17 protein-coding genes are annotated in these 17,665 nt (G+C 56.5%); 8 read left to right on the top strand and 9 right to left on the bottom strand.

Annotated features, from left to right (window positions below):
* Nucleotides 1-106 precede the first annotated feature (106 nt).
* The 4 genes from ACR0CW_RS20520 to ACR0CW_RS20505 are packed head-to-tail and all read right to left on the bottom strand — an operon-like array spanning nt 107 to nt 4,006.
* Nucleotides 107-865, bottom strand: coding sequence for an SDR family NAD(P)-dependent oxidoreductase (locus ACR0CW_RS20520; protein ID WP_480789189.1), 759 nt, complete (start codon nt 863-865; stop codon nt 107-109).
* A complete protein-coding gene (locus ACR0CW_RS20515) occupies nt 862-1,794 on the bottom strand; it encodes an SDR family oxidoreductase (RefSeq protein ID WP_480789188.1) in 933 nt (310 codons plus the stop codon). Before ACR0CW_RS20515 ends, ACR0CW_RS20520 begins: the two co-directional genes overlap by 4 nt.
* A complete protein-coding gene (locus ACR0CW_RS20510; protein ID WP_480789187.1) occupies nt 1,791-2,693 on the bottom strand; it encodes a bile acid:sodium symporter family protein in 903 nt (300 codons plus the stop codon). Before ACR0CW_RS20510 ends, ACR0CW_RS20515 begins: the two co-directional genes overlap by 4 nt.
* Nucleotides 2,690-4,006, bottom strand: a complete 1,317-nt coding sequence (locus ACR0CW_RS20505; protein WP_480789186.1) for a flavin-containing monooxygenase — start codon at nt 4,004-4,006, stop codon at nt 2,690-2,692. The genes ACR0CW_RS20510 and ACR0CW_RS20505 overlap by 4 nt, the downstream gene beginning before the upstream one ends.
* A 64-nt stretch (nt 4,007-4,070) precedes the next feature.
* Here ACR0CW_RS20505 and ACR0CW_RS20500 point away from each other — a divergent pair, with 64 nt between their 5' ends.
* Nucleotides 4,071-4,736, top strand: coding sequence for a TetR/AcrR family transcriptional regulator (locus ACR0CW_RS20500; RefSeq protein WP_480789185.1), 666 nt, complete (start codon nt 4,071-4,073; stop codon nt 4,734-4,736).
* Nucleotides 4,737-4,965: 229 nt separating this feature from the next.
* Here the strand turns inward: ACR0CW_RS20500 and ACR0CW_RS20495 are convergent, their stop codons facing one another.
* Both ACR0CW_RS20495 and ACR0CW_RS20490 read right to left on the bottom strand, forming a co-directional pair.
* Nucleotides 4,966-5,586, bottom strand: a complete 621-nt coding sequence (locus tag ACR0CW_RS20495) for a pyridoxamine 5'-phosphate oxidase family protein (RefSeq protein WP_480789184.1) — start codon at nt 5,584-5,586, stop codon at nt 4,966-4,968.
* 11 nt (nt 5,587-5,597) lie between these two features.
* Complete coding sequence (locus ACR0CW_RS20490; protein WP_480789183.1) at nt 5,598-6,062, bottom strand: nuclear transport factor 2 family protein; 465 nt, start codon at nt 6,060-6,062, stop codon at nt 5,598-5,600.
* Nucleotides 6,063-6,361: 299 nt separating this feature from the next.
* Here ACR0CW_RS20490 and ACR0CW_RS20485 point away from each other — a divergent pair, with 299 nt between their 5' ends.
* Together ACR0CW_RS20485 and ACR0CW_RS20480 are read left to right on the top strand one after the other, a co-directional pair.
* On the top strand, nt 6,362-6,925 hold the full coding sequence (locus tag ACR0CW_RS20485) for a TetR/AcrR family transcriptional regulator (RefSeq protein WP_480789182.1): 564 nt from the start codon (nt 6,362-6,364) through the stop codon (nt 6,923-6,925).
* Nucleotides 6,926-7,108: 183 nt separating this feature from the next.
* Nucleotides 7,109-8,266, top strand: a complete 1,158-nt coding sequence (locus ACR0CW_RS20480; RefSeq protein WP_170337036.1) for an acyl-CoA dehydrogenase family protein — start codon at nt 7,109-7,111, stop codon at nt 8,264-8,266.
* Nucleotides 8,267-8,341: 75 nt separating this feature from the next.
* Here ACR0CW_RS20480 and ACR0CW_RS20475 read toward each other — a convergent pair whose 3' ends face one another.
* Nucleotides 8,342-9,235: a LysR substrate-binding domain-containing protein gene (locus ACR0CW_RS20475; protein ID WP_480789181.1), complete on the bottom strand. Its 894-nt coding sequence runs from the start codon at nt 9,233-9,235 to the stop codon at nt 8,342-8,344.
* Between the two features lie 98 nt (nt 9,236-9,333).
* Between ACR0CW_RS20475 and ACR0CW_RS20470 the strand changes: the two genes are divergently transcribed.
* Genes ACR0CW_RS20470 through ACR0CW_RS20455 form a run of 4 tightly spaced genes read left to right on the top strand, consistent with a single transcriptional unit; the run spans nt 9,334 to nt 15,065 of the window.
* A complete protein-coding gene (locus ACR0CW_RS20470; RefSeq protein ID WP_480789180.1) occupies nt 9,334-10,500 on the top strand; it encodes a pyridoxal phosphate-dependent aminotransferase in 1,167 nt (388 codons plus the stop codon).
* A 28-nt stretch (nt 10,501-10,528) separates the two neighbouring features.
* Nucleotides 10,529-12,721 carry a dehydrogenase E1 component subunit alpha/beta gene (locus ACR0CW_RS20465; RefSeq protein ID WP_480789179.1) on the top strand — a complete coding sequence of 731 codons (2,193 nt, stop codon included), beginning with the start codon at nt 10,529-10,531 and terminating at the stop codon, nt 12,719-12,721.
* On the top strand, nt 12,718-13,752 hold the full coding sequence (locus ACR0CW_RS20460) for an ACP S-malonyltransferase (protein ID WP_480789178.1): 1,035 nt from the start codon (nt 12,718-12,720) through the stop codon (nt 13,750-13,752). The genes ACR0CW_RS20465 and ACR0CW_RS20460 overlap by 4 nt, the downstream gene beginning before the upstream one ends.
* A gap of 41 nt (nt 13,753-13,793) precedes the next feature.
* Complete coding sequence (locus tag ACR0CW_RS20455) at nt 13,794-15,065, top strand: NAD(P)/FAD-dependent oxidoreductase (RefSeq protein ID WP_480789177.1); 1,272 nt, start codon at nt 13,794-13,796, stop codon at nt 15,063-15,065.
* 4 nt (nt 15,066-15,069) lie between these two features.
* On the opposite strand, the gene ACR0CW_RS20450 is transcribed toward ACR0CW_RS20455, so the two are convergent.
* Nucleotides 15,070-15,774, bottom strand: coding sequence for an SDR family oxidoreductase (locus ACR0CW_RS20450; RefSeq protein WP_155142961.1), 705 nt, complete (start codon nt 15,772-15,774; stop codon nt 15,070-15,072).
* A gap of 103 nt (nt 15,775-15,877) precedes the next feature.
* Between ACR0CW_RS20450 and ACR0CW_RS20445 the strand changes: the two genes are divergently transcribed.
* Nucleotides 15,878-16,729, top strand: coding sequence for a LysR substrate-binding domain-containing protein (locus ACR0CW_RS20445; protein ID WP_480789176.1), 852 nt, complete (start codon nt 15,878-15,880; stop codon nt 16,727-16,729).
* Here the strand turns inward: ACR0CW_RS20445 and ACR0CW_RS20440 are convergent.
* Entirely contained in the window at nt 16,720-17,622 is a 903-nt protein-coding gene (locus tag ACR0CW_RS20440) for a LysR family transcriptional regulator (RefSeq protein WP_480789175.1), read from the bottom strand. The two genes, ACR0CW_RS20445 and ACR0CW_RS20440, sit on opposite strands and share 10 nt — an antisense overlap.
* Between the last annotated feature and the right edge of the window lie 43 nt (nt 17,623-17,665).

Below are 17,665 nucleotides of genomic sequence, written 5' to 3'. Positions count from 1 at the left end.
GTTTTACGACCAAGATCCTTCTGAATTGGGTAATCCGGGCGATCATCGCCTGCACTGGCGTCAATCAGGTGGCTGAACTGCGCCACCGCCAAGTTTCTCTAAGGTCTCACTGCCCGCGAATGTTTCGCTCCATCAAATGCTGGTATAGGCGCGGGGAGAGGCGATTGAGCCACCATGCAAGCCGTGCGACCCGTCCGACAGGTATGGATGGCTGCGATTTGTCCAGACCGCGCAAAATGGTGGCTGCTGCATCTGCGGGACTCATTTCATCCATCCCGTCCGCCGCTGATCCCGGACGCGCCGTTCCATCAGCTTGCCTGTCGGCGTTACCCGGATTGGTCGAAACAAAGGAAGGAGCCGCGAGGTGGACCTGAACGCCATGCGGTTTTTCTTCTGATCGCAGCGATTTAAAGAACCCTTCCAAAGCGTGTTTGGACGCAGCATAAGCAGTACGATGATACAAGGGTGCAAATCCTGCCACCGAAGAGATCGCCAAATGCGTACCTTTGGATGCGCGAATTTCTGAAAGAAACTCACGCGCCATGGCGACGGCCGCGAAATAGTTGATCTCGAACACTTTGCGATGGCTTGCATCATCGGACTGATCAAAGCCGCAGATTTGCGTGATGCCCGCGTTGTATATGACCAGATCGATCGTTTCGCTCGTGGAGATGGTTTCTTCGACCGCTTTGGCCAGTTGATCCTGTTTGGTCAGGTCGCACGCGATCGGCAGTTGCGAGCGCGTTGTCGATAATCCTGACACATCCAAGTCAAGCAACACAACGCGCCATCCGCGCGCTTGCAGCGCGGCTGACAAGGCCTGACCCAATCCGCCGGCTCCACCAGATATCACTGCTGTCTTCATAGGCCTGCCTGCTGCTTCCAGAGATCAAAAACTTCGGCGCTGGTCTTTTCGGGCGTATAGCCGAATTCGGATTTCAAAGCGGTATTGTCCAGAACAGGGCGGTATTGCAGAAACCTGACCTGTTCGGGGCCATAGCGCGACAACCCAAGCGGACGTGCGATCGAGAGGGCAGCCTTCAGCGACCAGGGCGGCAAGCGCAGAACGGACTTGTTCATAGCTTTGGCCAGATCGCTGACACCAAGCGCTCCGTCTCCGGCAACGTTATAGATGCCTGCGGGTCCGTCGGTTGCTGCACGTTTGAGAATGCGGGCCAAATCGCGGGTCCAGATGAAGACAAACGGGCTTTCACTTCCTGATACCGCCAGCAGCCGGGGTTTGTGAAACAAGGCCGTGATCTGGTTTTCCGTACCTTCGCCCAGCACCGTACCGACACGTAGAACGACCTGCTCGAGTTCTGGGGCCAGCTTTCGTGCCTCGGCCAGCAGCTCCTCGACTTGTCGCTTGTGATCTGAATAGGGAAACTCAGGGTTTCCGCGCAGAGGATCCTGCTCGCGCAACGGAACCCGGTTGTCGGCATGATAGCCATACGCGGCACCAGACGAGGTGACCACCAGCCGTCGTACACCATTGGCAATGGCCGCGTTTACAACCTTGCGTGTTCCCTCGACATCCACTGCATATGCAGTTTCGCGCCCCATCTTCAGTTGAGGGGTGACGATCGACGCCAGATGCACGATGACGTCCGGCTTGACCTTCGAAATGACCCGTGCGGGTTCACCCGTTGTGACGTCCATCCGCAGATAGGTGACTTCATCCGGCATGAAGTCCGGGCGATGCAGGTCGGTAGCAAAAACCTGATGGTCTTTCAGCTCGGACAGAAGCGCGTGTCCCACCATGCCCGCAGCGCCGGTGATAAGGATACGTGTCATTGCGCAGCCTCGGTTCTGGCCATGACGGATGCCAACGCCAAGCCCGAGATCGCATGCCAGATTCCCCAGAACGCAGCAACCACGGCCATGCCCCCCAGCCCGTGGAAAAAGGCGAATATCAATACAAGCCCGAGGCCTGAATTCTGAATGCCCGTCTCAATGGTTACGGCGCGGCGGTCGTAAGGGGACAGCCGGGTCAGAGTGGCAACGACCCAACCGCCCCCCAGAGCCAATGCATTGTGAAGGATCACAAGCCCGGCGACAGCTCCGGCGTAGCTCAGGAAGAACCCCCAGTTGGCCGCCAGAGCGAGTATGATGAAGGCCACGAAGATGCCCATTGAAAGATACTGCAGCGGTACCCGCAGTCGCGCGGTCAGGTCCGGGCGGCGCTGGTTCAGAGTGACGCCCAGAACCAGTGGCAGGATCAGCATCAGCCCAACGATGATCGCGATTTGGACCGGATCGATTTCGGTTTGTTGCAGGATTTCCCGTGTTGGTGGATACAGCCCACCCCAAAGGGCGATGTTGAACGGTGTCATGACAATCGCGCCGACGGTCGCGAAGGCGGTCATTGAAACGGACAAGGCCGCATTCCCGCCAGCCCGATGTGTGATGAAGTTCGAGATATTGCCGCCGGGACACGCCGCAACAAGGATCAGTCCCAGCGCAATCGACGGGCGTGGCGCAACAAGCCAGACCAGAGCAAAGGTCAAAGCGGGCAACACGACAAACTGAGAAACCAACCCGACAACAACAGGTTTTGGCGCTCGACGCAGGCGGTCAAAATCCCGAGGCGTGAGATCAATGGCAATCGAGAACATCACAATCGCCAAAATCGCGTTCAACAGCGTCAACGATGCGGGGCTGAAGTTCAGCGTAATCTCGTCGATGCCGGTCATGTCGCGGCTTTCCTGAACCGTTCGATCCAGCCGGTAACCGCTTTGCGATAGGTCGCCTTATCGACGTAATAGGCCATGCGGGCGAGCTTGAGGTAGTTCATGCCTCCGGTGGCGCGCTCATAGTTTTCTTGTTTTTTGACTTTCAGCTCAGCAGCGACGGGGCAGCCGTTCCGAATGCCTTTTATGTAGCGCGCCACCATCTCGGCCTGCTCGTGCCGTCCCTGCCAGCCCAATCCGGTTGCTTCGATCATGCCCAGAACGAACAGGTCATCGCGTTCCGGGTGCATGGAGTTGAGATAGAGATGAGGTGCATCGCCCTGCCAGTTCAACAGGTTCGGGTCGATGAAGGGGTAATGCAGCTTGTATCCGGTTGCGGCGAGGATCATGTCGTAATCTTCGCTGCTGCCGTCTTTGAAATGGACCGTTTTGCCGTCGATCTTGTCGATGTCGGGCTGAATGCGCAGATCGCCATGGCCTGCGTGATAAAGCACCAGAGAATTCACCACCGGGTGACTTTCGTAGAGCTTGTAGTCCGGTTTGGGAAAACCGTATTTCTGCGGATCGCCGACGAACCAGCCAAGGATCAAGCTGTCGACTTTGCGTTTTAGCCACATGGGCAGGCGGATCATGCCCCCCATCGTGTCAGCAGGTTTGCCGAAGACATATTTGGGAACAAAGTAATAGCCGCGCCGCATCGACAGATCGCAAAGCTCTGCGTGGTGAATGGCGTCCACCGCAATGTCGCAGCCCGAGTTTCCTGCGCCGACAACCAGCACGCGTTTGCCATCGAACTGACTGGGGTAGCGATACTCAGATGCGTGGATCAGCTCGCCATCAAAGGTGCCGGGAAATTCCGGCATGTTGGGCTCGGACAGGGTGCCGTTGGCGATCAGAACTCCGGCAAATTCAGCTTCATGCTCACCATCCTGATCGCGCCAGCTGACATGCCAGCCATCGCCGGGTGCTCCCAGAGGAGAGACTTTGGTGACCTCGGTGTTGAACTTGTAGTGGTCGCGCAGTCCAAAGTTGTCTGCAAAGGCGCGAAAATAGTCGCGCATCGCACGATGAGATGGGTATTCAGCGACCGCATCCTCCATTGGGAAGTCAGCGAATTCGGTCATCCGCTTGGATGAGATCAGATGCGCCGTTTCGTACATGGTCGATTTGGGGCCATCGATGTCCCACAAACCACCCACATCCGAATGCAGCTCGAATCCCTGAAAGGGGATGCCCTGTTCTTTCAGAACCTTAGCCGCAGCCAGCCCCATCGGACCCGCCCCGATCAAGGCGAATGCCTCACGTGATTGTGTCATGAACCCTCCCCTGTTCTTGAGGTTTAAATTGAACGATCGTATAAAATAAGGCAAGATGAAAATTATGACTCTGAAAAACACCGAAAAACCAAGGAAAAGAGCGCCATCGCAGCGGTCACTGCAGACCAGGGCAAAGATTCTGGATGCGGCTGAAACCCTATTTGCGGAACGGGGATTCGAGGGGGCATCAATCCGCGATATTGCGGCAAAGGCGGGGGTGCAGGTCGGACTGGTGCAGCATCACGGCGGCACTAAAGAGGAGCTGTTTTATAGAACCGTTGCGCGTCGTGCAGACGAACTGGCCGGTCTCAGGATTGCGGCGCTGACTGAGGCGAAAGCCAAAGGGGCGCTGACCGTGCGCCAAATTCTGGATTGTTTCATCAGACCCTATGTGACGCTGGCCGAGGCAGGTGGACCCGGATGGATGTCTTATGGGCGTCTGGTGGCACATGTTTCGGTCGATCCACGCTGGCGCGAAATTGCAGCCGAGTGTTTCGATCCGACAGCGCAAAGGTTCATCGCGGAGATTTCAGACTTGTATCCCGGCGTCGATCCCGCCTTGCTGGCAAGCGGGCAGATTTACTCTGTATCGGCTGTGCTGGCTCATCTGAACAGTGCTTGGCGAGTGGAAGCTTTGTCCAAAGGCGGAGAATTGAGTGGCATCGATCAGCTTGTTGAATTTTGTACAGCAGGTATTGAGGCAATGGCTGCTTCTGCCAAGAACGACTGAGCCGAGGGCCTTTTATCGCCGCTTTAGCTGATCCAGCAGCAATGTGTTGTAGAGAAAGGGCGGCGATGTTCGTACAGCTTCAGGCGAGGCGAAAAAGCCAAACATCATAATGGCAATTGAAAACGCGCAGCCAACCAGTGCTATGGCGGCAACATTCAATGCTGATCGTAGCATGACAAACAAACCTTTATCTAAAATTACTTTCGGTATTGCGGGTTTTCGGGACTGATCATGCCCGCTTGGCCAGCTCTTGCTTAAGGCGCTCATTTTCGTTTTGTAGCTGGGCAAGTTGTTGCCCTAGTGTGTTAAGGTGCGGGCGCAGCTCAGCTTCGGTAAACCGGGGCGTAATATGGCGCGGACAATTCCAGTCGAGCGCTTCGACCCGGATGAGAACGGCGCGTTCCGCCGGAGCATCCGCGTCCTCCGGGTACAAGCTGGCTGCCGCAGTTTCACCTTCGGTGAACTCAACCCGCCCCAAAATCTTCAGGCGACGTTGGTTGGCATAGTCCATCAGGATCATTGCGATCCGATCGTTGCCGTCCAGATTTCCCCGGGAAATATACTGTTTGTTGCCGGAAAAGTCGGCGTATCCGATAGTGGTCGGACCCAGCACCTTCAGAAATCCGATCGGTCCGCCGCGATACTGTACATATGGCCACCCGGTTTCGGAAACGGTGGATTGATAGAACCCATCCCGCGCTTGGATGAATGCCTTTTCGGCGTCACCGATCTGATGACCCTGCTGTGGGCCGCCTTCAATGAACTTTGAATAGGACGCAGCTGAACCCATACGCTCCTGATGGGCGCGGACGGCGGGGGTGAAGGTCAGTTCGGAAAAAGCGCGGGGCATGTTGTGTCCTTTCAAAGACCCAGTTCAGTCAGGCCGGGGTGGTCATCGGGGCGTGGCCCGAGCAGCCAGTGATACAGCCGTTCGCCTTCGGTAATCGGGAGGTCGTTCAATGAGGCATGGCGATGCGCCATTCTGCCATCTTCGGCAAACTCCCAGTTTTCGTTGCCATAAGATCGGAACCACTGACCGCTGTCGTCGTGCCATTCATAAGCATAGCGCACCGCAATGCGGTTTCCTGAAAAGGCCCACAGTTCTTTGATCAGTCGATATTCCAGCTCCTTGTGCCATTTGCGGGTCAGGAAGGCATGGATGTCGGCGTGACCTGCAAGAAATTCTGCACGATTCCGCCATCGGCTGTCGTCGGTATAGGCAGGCGTAACGACATCCGGATCACGGCTGTTCCAGGCATTCTCAGCCATTCGTACTTTTTGAGAAGCTGTTTCAAGCGTGAATGGAGGCAGGGGTGGTCGTTTCATCTTGGATCTTTCAGGTCAGTGAGGCGGCCAGAAGGGCCAGGGTTAAAAGCAGTGGAAGATACTGAGATGAAAATGGGTTGGGGTAACGGCGCATGGGTTTAATCCTGGGTGTACAGATCGGTAAACTTAAGCAAGTAAATGTACCGATCGGTTAACTTTTTCAAGTATCCTTTGGAAATTTCTTTGAAACTCTAGTTTTGCCTGTGATTAGATTGTTTGAATTCAATGGCTTGCATGGAGTCATTGCAACGCGTCGCTCGCGACAATATGTACTGATCAGTACACCAAGGAGCCGAATCATGCGCCCCAACAAACGAGATGAGCTGGTGCGAAAGGCGCTGCAGGTCTTTTATCGTGATGGATTTCACGCAACCGGCATGGACAAGCTTGTTGCGGAAACCGGGGTTTCAAAAACCTCGATGTACAAACACTTCCGCACCAAAGAGGAGCTTATTCTGGCAGCCCTGAGGTTGCGGGACGAAAACTTCCGCAACTGGTTTCTGCGCCGGATTGAGGAGCTTGCCGATACGCCCGCTGAACAACTGATTGCCAGTTTCGATGCGCTGAAAGAGTGGTTCGAGGAAGACAGTTTCCGGGGCTGCATGTTCATCAAAGCAGGCGCTGAGTATCAGGACAAAGATCATCCGATTCATGTACAGGCCGCCGAACACAAGCGGGCTTTGTTAGAGTACTTCACAGAGCTCGCCCGCAAGGCGGGCGCGCGAAATCCCGAAAAGCTGGGTTGCCAGTTGCTGCTCCTGAAAGAGGGGGCAATCGTGACGGCGGTGCTGCTGAAAAGCTGCGATCCAGCACAGGATGCCAAAGAGGCCGCGCAGGTTCTGCTGGATAACGCACTGGCGTGACGGATCAAACCTAGCTGAAATCTGCAATTTACTGATTTTGTGGAAGAGCTGAGCCGGTTTGTCCGTCCATTCATTGAGTTTAAAGAACGTTACGTTGCGAAGAAGCGGGACGCCACGTCACACGGATTGGCTGGAATCGCGGTGAAAGGTAGCCTTCCGGTAACTTTAGATCGGAGACGAGATATGTCGCTTTTTTCCAGCACCGCCGCATGGGTTACTGACGAACACCGGATGTTTGCCGAGATGGCAGGCCGGTTCATGGATGATGAACTGGTTCCCAACATTGAAAACTGGGTCGACAATGGCGTTGTGGATCGGGATTTCTGGCACAAAGCAGGTGCAGCCGGTCTGATGGCTGGTGCCATTGACGAAGAATACGGCGGCGTCGGCGGTGGCATGGGCTTTGACTCGGTCACGATCTATGAGCAGACCTCTCGCGGGGATGCTGGTTGGGGATATGGCATCCAATCGATCGTGACCCATTACATCACCGCCTATGGCAGCGAGGACCAAAAGCAGAAATGGCTGCCTAAACTGGCATCTGGCGAAATGGTCGGTGCGATTGCCATGACAGAGCCCGGCACAGGGTCGGACCTGCAGGCAGTTCGGACGACAGCTGAAAAAGATGGCAACTCATATCGCATCAACGGCTCCAAGATTTTCATCACCAATGGACAGACTGCTGATCTGGTGATCGTTGTTGCCAAGACTGACAAAACTCAGGGTGCCAAAGGCGTTTCTCTGATTGCAGTCGAAACTGACGGTGCCGAAGGGTTCCGCCGAGGGCGAAACCTCAAGAAGCTTGGCATGAAGGCAAATGACACGGCCGAACTGTTCTTTGAGGACGTCAAAGTTCCGATGACCAACCTCATCGGCCCGGAAGAGGGGCAGGGCTTTTATCAGCTGATGAAGCAGTTGCCCTGGGAGCGCCTGACAATCGGTATCATGGCGCTGGGCGCGATCGATTTTGCCATCGCTGAAACCGTGAAGTACGTGCAGGAGCGCAAGGCTTTCGGTCAACGCGTCATGGATTTCCAGAACACGCGGTTCAAACTGGCCGAGTGCAAGACCAAAGCCGAAGTTCTGCGCAGCTTTGTCAACGATTGCATCGCCAAGCTTGAGGCGGGCGAGTTGGACGCGGCAACCGCGTCGATGGTCAAGTACTGGGGTTCGGAAGTTCAGAACGAGGTCATGCATGAATGCCTGCAGCTCTTTGGTGGCTACGGCTTCATGATGGAATATCCCATCGCGCGTCTTTACGCGGATGCCCGGGTGCAGATGATCTATGGCGGAACAAACGAAGTGATGAAGGAGCTCATCGCGCGCTCGATGGACATCTGAGGCAAAGTCCCTCGTATCATCGTGCGTCACAGCGCATTCTTTCGGCCAAGCTTCTGGGGTGAAGCTTGGCCGATACTATTCAGGCTGACGAAGCTGTCCTTTCAACCATTTCAGAAATGACTTCAGTGGTTCTGACTCTGCCTGCCGTTGCGGCCAGACAAGATAATAGTCTCCAAGGCTCACCGGGGGACCGTCCCATGCAAGCGCTAACCGTCCGTTGTTCAGGTCTTCGGTCACAAGGTAGCTGGGCAGTAGGGCGACGCCCAACCCATGAATGGTTGCCTGGATCATGGTCGAGAACTGATCAAACAACATGCCGCGAACGCCTTCAGCGGGCTGGCCCTGCGCCATGAACCATCTCTCCCACGCGTCCGGGCGGGTATCGAGATGCAGCAGTGGCGCATCATGCAGCCAGTTTATGTCGCTGGTATTCTCTGGCAATAGATCGGGGGCACAGACCGGAAGCACCTCTTCCCGCATGATGGGCAGATAGTTAACACCAGCCCAATCCTGCTGGCCAAAGTGGATTGCGGCATCGAAGGGCTCAGCCTCAAAATCAAATGGTTTGAGGCGTGTATTCAGGTTTACCGTCACCTCCGGGTGCCGACGGGCAAAATGCTGCAATCGGGGTGCCAGCCAGTGCATTCCAAACGCAGGCAAGATCGACAAATGCAGCGACCCGCCGGTTGGATTTGCCTTCAGCTTTAGTGATGCCTGCGCCAGTTGCTGTAGCGCCGATCTTGCGATTTCCACATACTCTTTTGCAGCCGGGGTTAGGTTCAGACGCATCTGTGTTCGCTGGATCAGTTCAACCCCCAACTGCTCTTCCATGGTCTTGAGCTGACGGCTGATTGCGCTTTGCGTTAGGGACAATTCTTCGGCCGCTGCTGAGGCGCTGCCAAGTCTGTCCACAGCTTCAAGAGCCAGCAGTGACGAGATTGAGGGCAGAAACCGACGGGGCGCAATCATATGACTTATCCTCATACCTTTTGGATGGAATATCACTGGCAATTCGGCGTTTCCAGCGAGATACACACCATACCTGATCGTTACCCGGAGCTTGTGCCATGACCATTCAGAACAGTGTTGATGAATTCCAGCGGGCTGGGCGGCTTGAAAGGATCGAGCTTTCCGAGATCGTGCAGATATCCGAGCACGCCGCAAGATTGCGTGCACAAGGTGTGGATGTCATTGCGCTCAGTACGGGTGAGCCTGATTTTCCCACACCGCCCCATGTGGTTGACGCGGCGCATCGCGCAGCGCTTGAAGGGCAGACCAGATATCCAGCTACTGCCGGAACACCTGCTCTGCGAGCGGCTATCGCGGGACAGGCCGGCGTAGAACCGGCAAATGTGATCGTATCGACCGGAGCCAAACAGGTGCTGTCGGCCGCGTTCATGGCGACGCTCAATCCCGGGGATGAGGTGATAACCACGGCTCCGTTCTGGACCAGTTACGCGGATATGGTGAAATTGGCTGGCGGGGTGCCCGTTGTATTGGATTGCCCTGTTTCACAGGACTTCAAGCTGACGCCTGAACAGCTGGAAAATGCGATCACACCGCAGACCCGATGGCTGCTTCTGAATACACCATCAAACCCAACCGGCGCAGTATATTCTGAGGCTGAATTGCAGGCGCTGGGCAAGGTTCTGGAAAATCACCCTCAGGTCTGGGTGATCTCGGACGAAATATACCAGCACCTTACCTATGTGCCCTTCACGCCCTTTGTTCAGGCCGTTCCCGCCCTGACAAATCGAACGCTGATTGTGAATGGTGTGTCCAAGGCTTATTCGATGACCGGTTGGCGTATTGGCTGGGGGATTGGTCCTGCGCCCTTGATCAAGGCGATGGTGGCCGTACAGGGTCAAATCACATCAGGCGCCTGTTCCATCGCGCAGGCTGCTGCGCTCGAGGCGATTACCGGTCCGCAGGAGCTACTGGCTGAACGACGAAGCGAAATGCAAACGCGCCGGGATCTGGTTGTCGGTGGACTAAACCAAGCCGGGCTTAGCTGCGCGACGCCGGACGGAGCCTTTTATGTATTCCCCAAGACCCCCGCGCAAATGCCGGTCGATCATGAATTTTGCCGGTATCTGCTGGATGAGACAGGTGTTGCTCTGGTCCCCGGTCGTGCCTTTGGGATGCCGGGACATTTGCGCCTGTCCTTCGCCTATGCAACGGATAGCCTGACCGAAGGGCTTGCCCGCATTGCACGCGCCGTTGCTGCGCTCTGAAACAATAATATTTTAAAAAGGCCGAGCCATGGACCGCGCCCAGATCGTTCACGACAACTTCCTGACACGCGTTGCAAAGAGTGACCTCCCTGAAGGCGCCCCGCCAACACCGGGCCTGAGTGATGCAGAAGCCGTTTCGCTCTTTCGCTCACAGGTTCTCAGCCGTGCTTTGGATCGCACCAGCCGGGCCATGCAGAAGGCAGGGCAGGGTTTCTATACGATCGGCTCGTCGGGGCATGAGGGAATGGCAGCAGTTGCGCATGCGCTGCGCCCGACTGATATCGCGTTCCTGCACTATCGCGATGCGGCGTTTCAGATCGCGCGCGCAGAGCAAGTGCCCGGTCAACAGATCGCTTGGGACATGTTGCTGAGTTTTGCCTGTTCAAAAGAGGATCCGACCTCGGGCGGGCGGCACAAGGTGCTGGGTTCCAAGGCACTGACGATTCCGCCCCAGACCTCGACAATCGCCAGCCATCTGCCGAAAGCCGTCGGTGCGGCCTACAGCCTCGGCGCCGCGCGCCGGCATGATCCCGAACATCGGGAACTTCCCTCAGATGGGATTGCCATGTGTTCTTTCGGTGATGCCTCAGCCAATCACTCGACAGCACAGGGGGCGATCAATACCGCAGGTTGGACCAGCGTGCAGTCCACGCCATTGCCGTTGCTGTTCGTGTGCGAGGACAACGGAATCGGCATTTCGGTGAAAACGCCGAAAGGCTGGATTCAGGCCTCGATGGAGCACCGGCCGGGCATCAAGTATTTTCAGGCCAATGGTCTCGACATCTTCGAAACTCATGCGGTCGCCAAAGAGGCTGCCGAATATGTAAGAACCCGTCGCAAGCCAGCCTTCCTGCATCTGAAAACCGTGCGCCTTTATGGTCATGCCGGGGCGGATGTGCCAACCACCTATCTGAGCAAGTCCGAGGTTGAAGCGGATGAAGCCAATGATCCACTACTGCATTCCGTGCGCCTTCTGGATCATGCCGGTGCATTGTCGCCGGATCAGGCCCTCAAAATCTACGAAGACACCTGCGCGCGCACGGATCGCATAGCTGCTGAGGCAGCATCCCGCCCGCATCTGGCAGATGCACAGGAAGTGATGGCCAGCCTGATCCCACCCAAACGCAATTGCAAACCCACCAACGGCCCCAGCGCTGAGGCACGCGCCAGTACATTTGGCGGCGATATGCGCGCAATGGATGAGCCGCAGCCGATGAGCCGTCTGATCAACTGGGCGCTGACCGACCTGATGCTGGAGCATGGTGAGGTCGTCTGTATGGGCGAGGACGTGGGCCGCAAGGGCGGTGTTTATGGTGTCACGCAAAAGTTGCAGCAACGTTTTGGTCCCGACCGCGTGATCGATACGCTGCTGGACGAACAATCCATTCTGGGGCTGGCCATAGGCATGGGGCACAATGGGTTCGTTCCGATCCCTGAGATTCAATTCCTTGCCTATCTGCACAACGCCGAGGATCAGATCCGGGGCGAGGCAGCCACATTACCGTTTTTCTCGAATGGTCAATTCACCAACCCGATGGTGCTGCGCATTGCCGGACTTGGCTATCAGAAAGGGTTCGGGGGTCACTTCCACAATGATAACTCGCTGGCAGTACTACGCGACATCCCTGGCGTGATCATTGCATGCCCATCCAATGGTGCGGATGCCGCCCAGATGTTACGCGAATGCGTGCGGTTGGCGCGGGAAGAGCAGCGGGTCGTTGTCTTTCTCGAACCAATTGCACTTTATCCGATGCGGGATCTGCACGAACCGCAGGATGCGGGATGGATGACAACCTATCCCTCTCCGGATCAGCGGATCGCGCTGGGCGAGGTTGGAGTGCACGGAGAGGGTGCTGATCTGGCCATCGTGACATATGGCAACGGGCACTATCTGTCGAAGCAGGCTTTGCCAGAGCTTGAGGCGGCTGGTCTGAGCACCCGGATTATCGACTTGCGCTGGTTGGCGCCATTGCCAGCGGATGCGCTGCGGGCAGCCACCAAAGGATGTAAGCATGTGCTGATCGTCGATGAATGTCGGCGCACTGGTAGCCAGTCAGAGGCACTGATGGCCCTGTTCTGCGAAGAAGGTGGTGACACTCCGACCGCGCGTGTCGTGGCCGAAGATTGCTTTATCGCGACCGGACCAGCCTATGCTGCACCACTGCCGTCGAAGGATGGCATTGTTGCCGCTGCATTGTCTTTGACCGGAGCAAAGAAATGACCCGAACAGCCGTCGTAATCTGCCCCGGGCGGGGAACCTACAACAAACCCGAATTGGGCTACCTGCATCGCCACCATCCTGCGCGCATGGATATGTTCCATCGATATGACGATATCCGAGCTGGAGAATCTCAGGAAACGGTCACCGCTCTGGACAGCGCCACGCGCTATACTGTCGGAAAGTACTCTCGCGGTGACGTGGCCTCGCCCCTGATCTATGCGGCATCCCTTGCTGATGCGCACGCGCTCGCGGATGATATCGAAGTGGTCGCGGTCACCGGGAACTCGATGGGTTGGTACATCGCGCTTGCGGCCGCTGGGGCGTTGAGCCCCGAGAATGGGTTTCGCGTGGTCAACACCATGGGCACACTGATGCAGGAGCATCTGATCGGTGGGCAATTGGTTTATCCATTCGTGGATGAAGACTGGCGGAACGATCCTGCGCGCAAAGCAGAACTTCTGTCGCACGTGGCACATATCAACGCGTTGGAGGGGCACGATCTTGCGCTATCCATCGATCTGGGCGGTATGCTGGTACTGGCCGGGAATGAGGAAGGCCTGAAGGCCTTTGAGGCATCCCAACCCGTTGTGCAGGAACGTTTTCCGATGCGTCTGGCCAACCATGCGGCATTTCATACACGGCTGCAGGAGCCTGTTGCAAAGGAAGGGCGGGCCCGGCTGAGTGTGGAATTGTTTGGACAACCTGAACGCCCGCTTATTGACGGGCGTGGCAAGGTTTGGTGGCCAGGAGCGACAGACACAAAAGCTCTGTGGGACTATACGTTGGGGCATCAGGTTACGGAAACCTATGACTTCACGCGCGCCATTCAGACTGCCGCACGCGAGTTTGCGCCTGACCTGTTTATCGTGACTGGACCGGGCGCGACGCTGGGCGGCGCGGTTGCGCAGTCGTTGGTCTTTGCGAACTGGCAAGGCATGTCCGGCAAGGCATCCTTTCAGGTGCGGCAAGCAGATCATCCGATGTTGATCGCGATGGGCCGGGATGATCAGAGATCGCTTGCAACAGGCTAACACCGCGCTAATGATCCGCGAAAACTGAACTGAGGTCTGATATGAGCGACCCCGAACATACCCTCTGGCAAAACACCAGCCGCGAGCATGTCGACGCGGACCCGCTGTCCGAAGATATTACGGTTGATCTGGCTATCATCGGCGGGGGCTATACGGGATGTTCTGCAGCGCTCCATGCGGCACAGGCAGGCGCTTCGGTTTGTTTGCTTGAGGCGCATCAGATCGGTCATGGCGGATCAGGGCGGAACGTTGGGTTGGTGAACGCAGGCCTGTGGTTGCCGCCCGATGAAATTCGCGCGCATCTTGGCCAGACTGCCGGAGATCGGTTGATCGAACTACTGGGTAATGCACCATCTGACGTTTTTCGATTGATCGAGGAACATGGGATCGACTGTGAACCCGTAAGGAACGGAACGCTACATTGTGCGCATTCGGCTGCGGGTTTCCGGGATCTGCAGAAACGCCATGCGCAACTTTCGGCATCAGGCGCGCCGGTCGAATTGCTGTCTGCAGAAACAGCGGATCAAAGAACCGGCAGCGCATCGTTTCACGGGGCATTGTTGGATCCGCGGGCTGGCACTATCCAGCCGCTGGCTTATGTACGCGGCCTCGCCCGGGCTGCAATCGCTGCGGGGGCTCAAGTATTTGAACAAAGCCCTGTCCGGTCGATGCAACAGGTGGACGGCGTCTGGAGCCTGAGCACACAAGGCGGAACCATCCGTGCAAAGTCCGTGATACAAGCAACCAATGCGTATCACACAGGCCTGCAAGAAACCGCGCCCGATTATGTGCCGGTGTATTATTTCCAGTATGCCACCGCGCCACTATCGGACAATCTGTGCGCCAGCATATTGCCATCTGGCGAAGGGTGCTGGGATACCGGGCTGATCATGACCTCGTTCCGCATGGACCAAAGCGGGCGTCTGGTTATCGGGGGGATGGGTGATCTGAAGCGACCCGGTCGGATGGCGCATGTTGGCTGGCTGCGACGCAAGTTGGCCGAGCTTTATCCTCAGCTATCGGATCAGCCGTTGGCCGAGGGCTGGCATGGGCGCATCGCAATGACCTCGGATCATATACCCAAGATCACACGGATCGGACCTAATGCCCTGTCTGCGCACGGATTTTCTGGTCGTGGAATCGGGCCGGGTACCGTGTTCGGTCGTCAGATGGCGGCAAGCCTTTTGAACGATGATCTGACCAAACTACCAGTGTCTGAAGTTTCCGAATATCACGAGAAGTGGACAGGACTTCGCCGCGCCTATTTTGAAACAGGCGCGGCGCTGACGCATCTCATCAAGGCACGGTTCTGAAGCTTCAGACCGACCGGGTAATACCGCCGTCCACGCGGATATTCTGTCCGGTGATGTATGCGCCCCCCTCGGAAGCAAGCAAAGCAACGACCGAAGCGATTTCGTCATAGCTTTTACCATACCGGCCCATCGGGATACGTGAGCGGAATTCTTCCTTTTCCGGCAAGCTGTCGATGAAGCCGGGCAGGACGTTGTTCATGCGGATGTTCTCGGCTGCATGTTTGTCGGAATAGAGCTTGGTGAAGGCTGCAAGCCCCGCACGAAAAACGCCTGATGTCGGGAAAACCGGATCAGGCTCGAACGCGGCAAAGGTCGAGATGTTGATGATGGAACCGCCACCCTGGGCCTGCATAATCGGGGTGACAAGCCGTGTCGGTCGAACGGCATTCATGAAGTAGACATCCATCCCTGTATGCCAGTCCTCATCGGTCAGCTCCAGAATTGGTGCGCGCGGTCCGTGGCCGGCGGAGTTGACCAGAACGTCGACACGCCCCCAATGCGACATGGCCGCATCGACCAGTTTCTTGAGGTCATCATTGGACTGGTTGGATCCTGTAACGCCGACGCCACCAAGCTCATGCGCTAAGGCCTCACCTTTGCCCGACGAAGACAGGATGCCAACTTTAAATCCATCTGCAGCCAGCCTACGGGCGGAATCCGCACCCATGCCACTGCCGCCTGCGGTGATCAGAGCAACTTTTTCAGTCATTGTTCTCTCCATTAAAGGTCTGCAGTCAAAATGTGCATTCCGGGTGGGTTTGACCAATCAGTTCTCCTGCCTCTATGCTGTAGAAAATCTACTGCTTAGTGTCATGACCGCTCTTCCCCCACTCAACGCCATACGTGCCTTTGAAGCATCCGCCAGACATCTCAACTTTCGCCTGGCCGCAGAAGAGCTTGGGGTTACTCAAGGTGCGGTCGCCCAACAGGTGCGCGCGCTGGAGGCAAGGCTGGGGCAACAGCTATTTGATCGCTTGCCACGCGGATTGCGGCTGACTGAGGCGGGTCGCCGCTTCCATTCCCCGTTGCGCAGAGCCTTTCGCCTGATCGAAGAGGCTGTCGAAGATCTGTCGGATAACCGAAAGATTGCGATATCTGTGACGCCAAGCTTTGCCTCGAAATGGCTGGTACCACGAATATCGGATTTCACGGCAAAACACCCGGACATCTCGGTTCAGGTGGACGCGCGGGAACGTATTTCTGACTTCCAAAGTGACGGAATCGATATTGCCGTTCGCCAAAGCAGGGCACCATTCGCTGCTGATCTTGAAGCCACACCGTTGTTCACCTCTGCGTTTGTCGTGGTTTGTAATCCTGAACTTGCACGGAGCGTATCGCAGCCGTCTGAGCTGATGGATCATCTGCTGCTCAGCGACTCGCATGGTCTGTGGCCATTGTTTCTTGAACGGGCAGGCGTAGTTGGCAGACCGCGAATGATGAGTTTCAGTCAAACCAGCCTTGCAATAGATGCGGCAATCTCGGGTCAGGGGTTTGCGCTGGCGAATGAGCCGCTTGTGGCATCCGAGCTTGCATCGGGCGATTTGGTGCAGCCGTTGCCAGAAGTGCTGCTGGAGGACCTCGAGTTTTTTGTCGTTAATCCCAAAAAACCACGGCAGCCGGAATTGGTGCGATTGTTGCGCGAGTGGCTTGTTTCTCAGGCCTGAAGATCTGCCGTGATCGCCTCGATGCGTTTGCGTAGCCATCGATGTGCCGGGTCATTTGTCGAACGCTGATGCCAGACCATGTAGATCGAAACAGGTTCACACGCGAAAGGTAGCGGCGCGCAATCCAGTGACGCCAATGGGCCGTTCTTCATCAATGCCGTGTCGGTCGAAATCAGGTCGCTGCCCTTTACGAAGGATGGGATCGCGTTGAAATTTGGCAGTGTTACGGTCGCGGGGCGGATCTGACTTTGATCGACGCCACGCATCACGGCCCTTGCATTGCGCCCATCTGCAAAGCGCACTTCGACATGTTCACTTTCACAATAAGATCGCCAGTTGTCTGGCGGCGCGCGCCGGTCGCCATCGTAGAAAACCATAAGCGGACTGGTGATCAGGAGCTTCTGAAATATGTCCGGGCCGTCCGGTGGCAGTGGCGTCAACATCAGCTGACATCGGTCACTACGTAGAATGTCGGCGGACGGTACACCTGACGGGATGAAGCCCAGTTTCAGCCTTGCCCCATCGGCGCGAGCCGTCCGCAAGAGTTCCGGAAATACCAGTTCACGTGGCATGTCGTTAGTGGCGATCTGGACGCTGATCTCCTCTGACAGCGGGTCGAATGGGCGCCCTTCCGTCAAGGCGCGCAATCCATCCAGTACGTGTTGAACCGGTTCTTTCAGCGACAGGGCGCGTTCGGTCGGGGTCAGCCCCTGACCCGAGCGGACAAACAGAGGGTCGCCCAGAACCAGCCTGAGCTTTGCCAGTGTATGGCTGATTGCCGATTGCGTGACGCCCAGTCGGTCTGCAGCTTTTGATACCGAACTCTCTTCGAGGATCGTCAGAAAGGTGCGTAGGACTTTGCCATCGAGGTCAGTAAAATCAGTTTTGTTCATATCATATATGACTAGTCATGAGTGGTTTTGTTGTCCACCGGGC

The organism is Ruegeria sp. CH6, from assembly GCF_056537005.1.
This window is presented reverse-complemented; position numbering and strand designations above follow the sequence as displayed.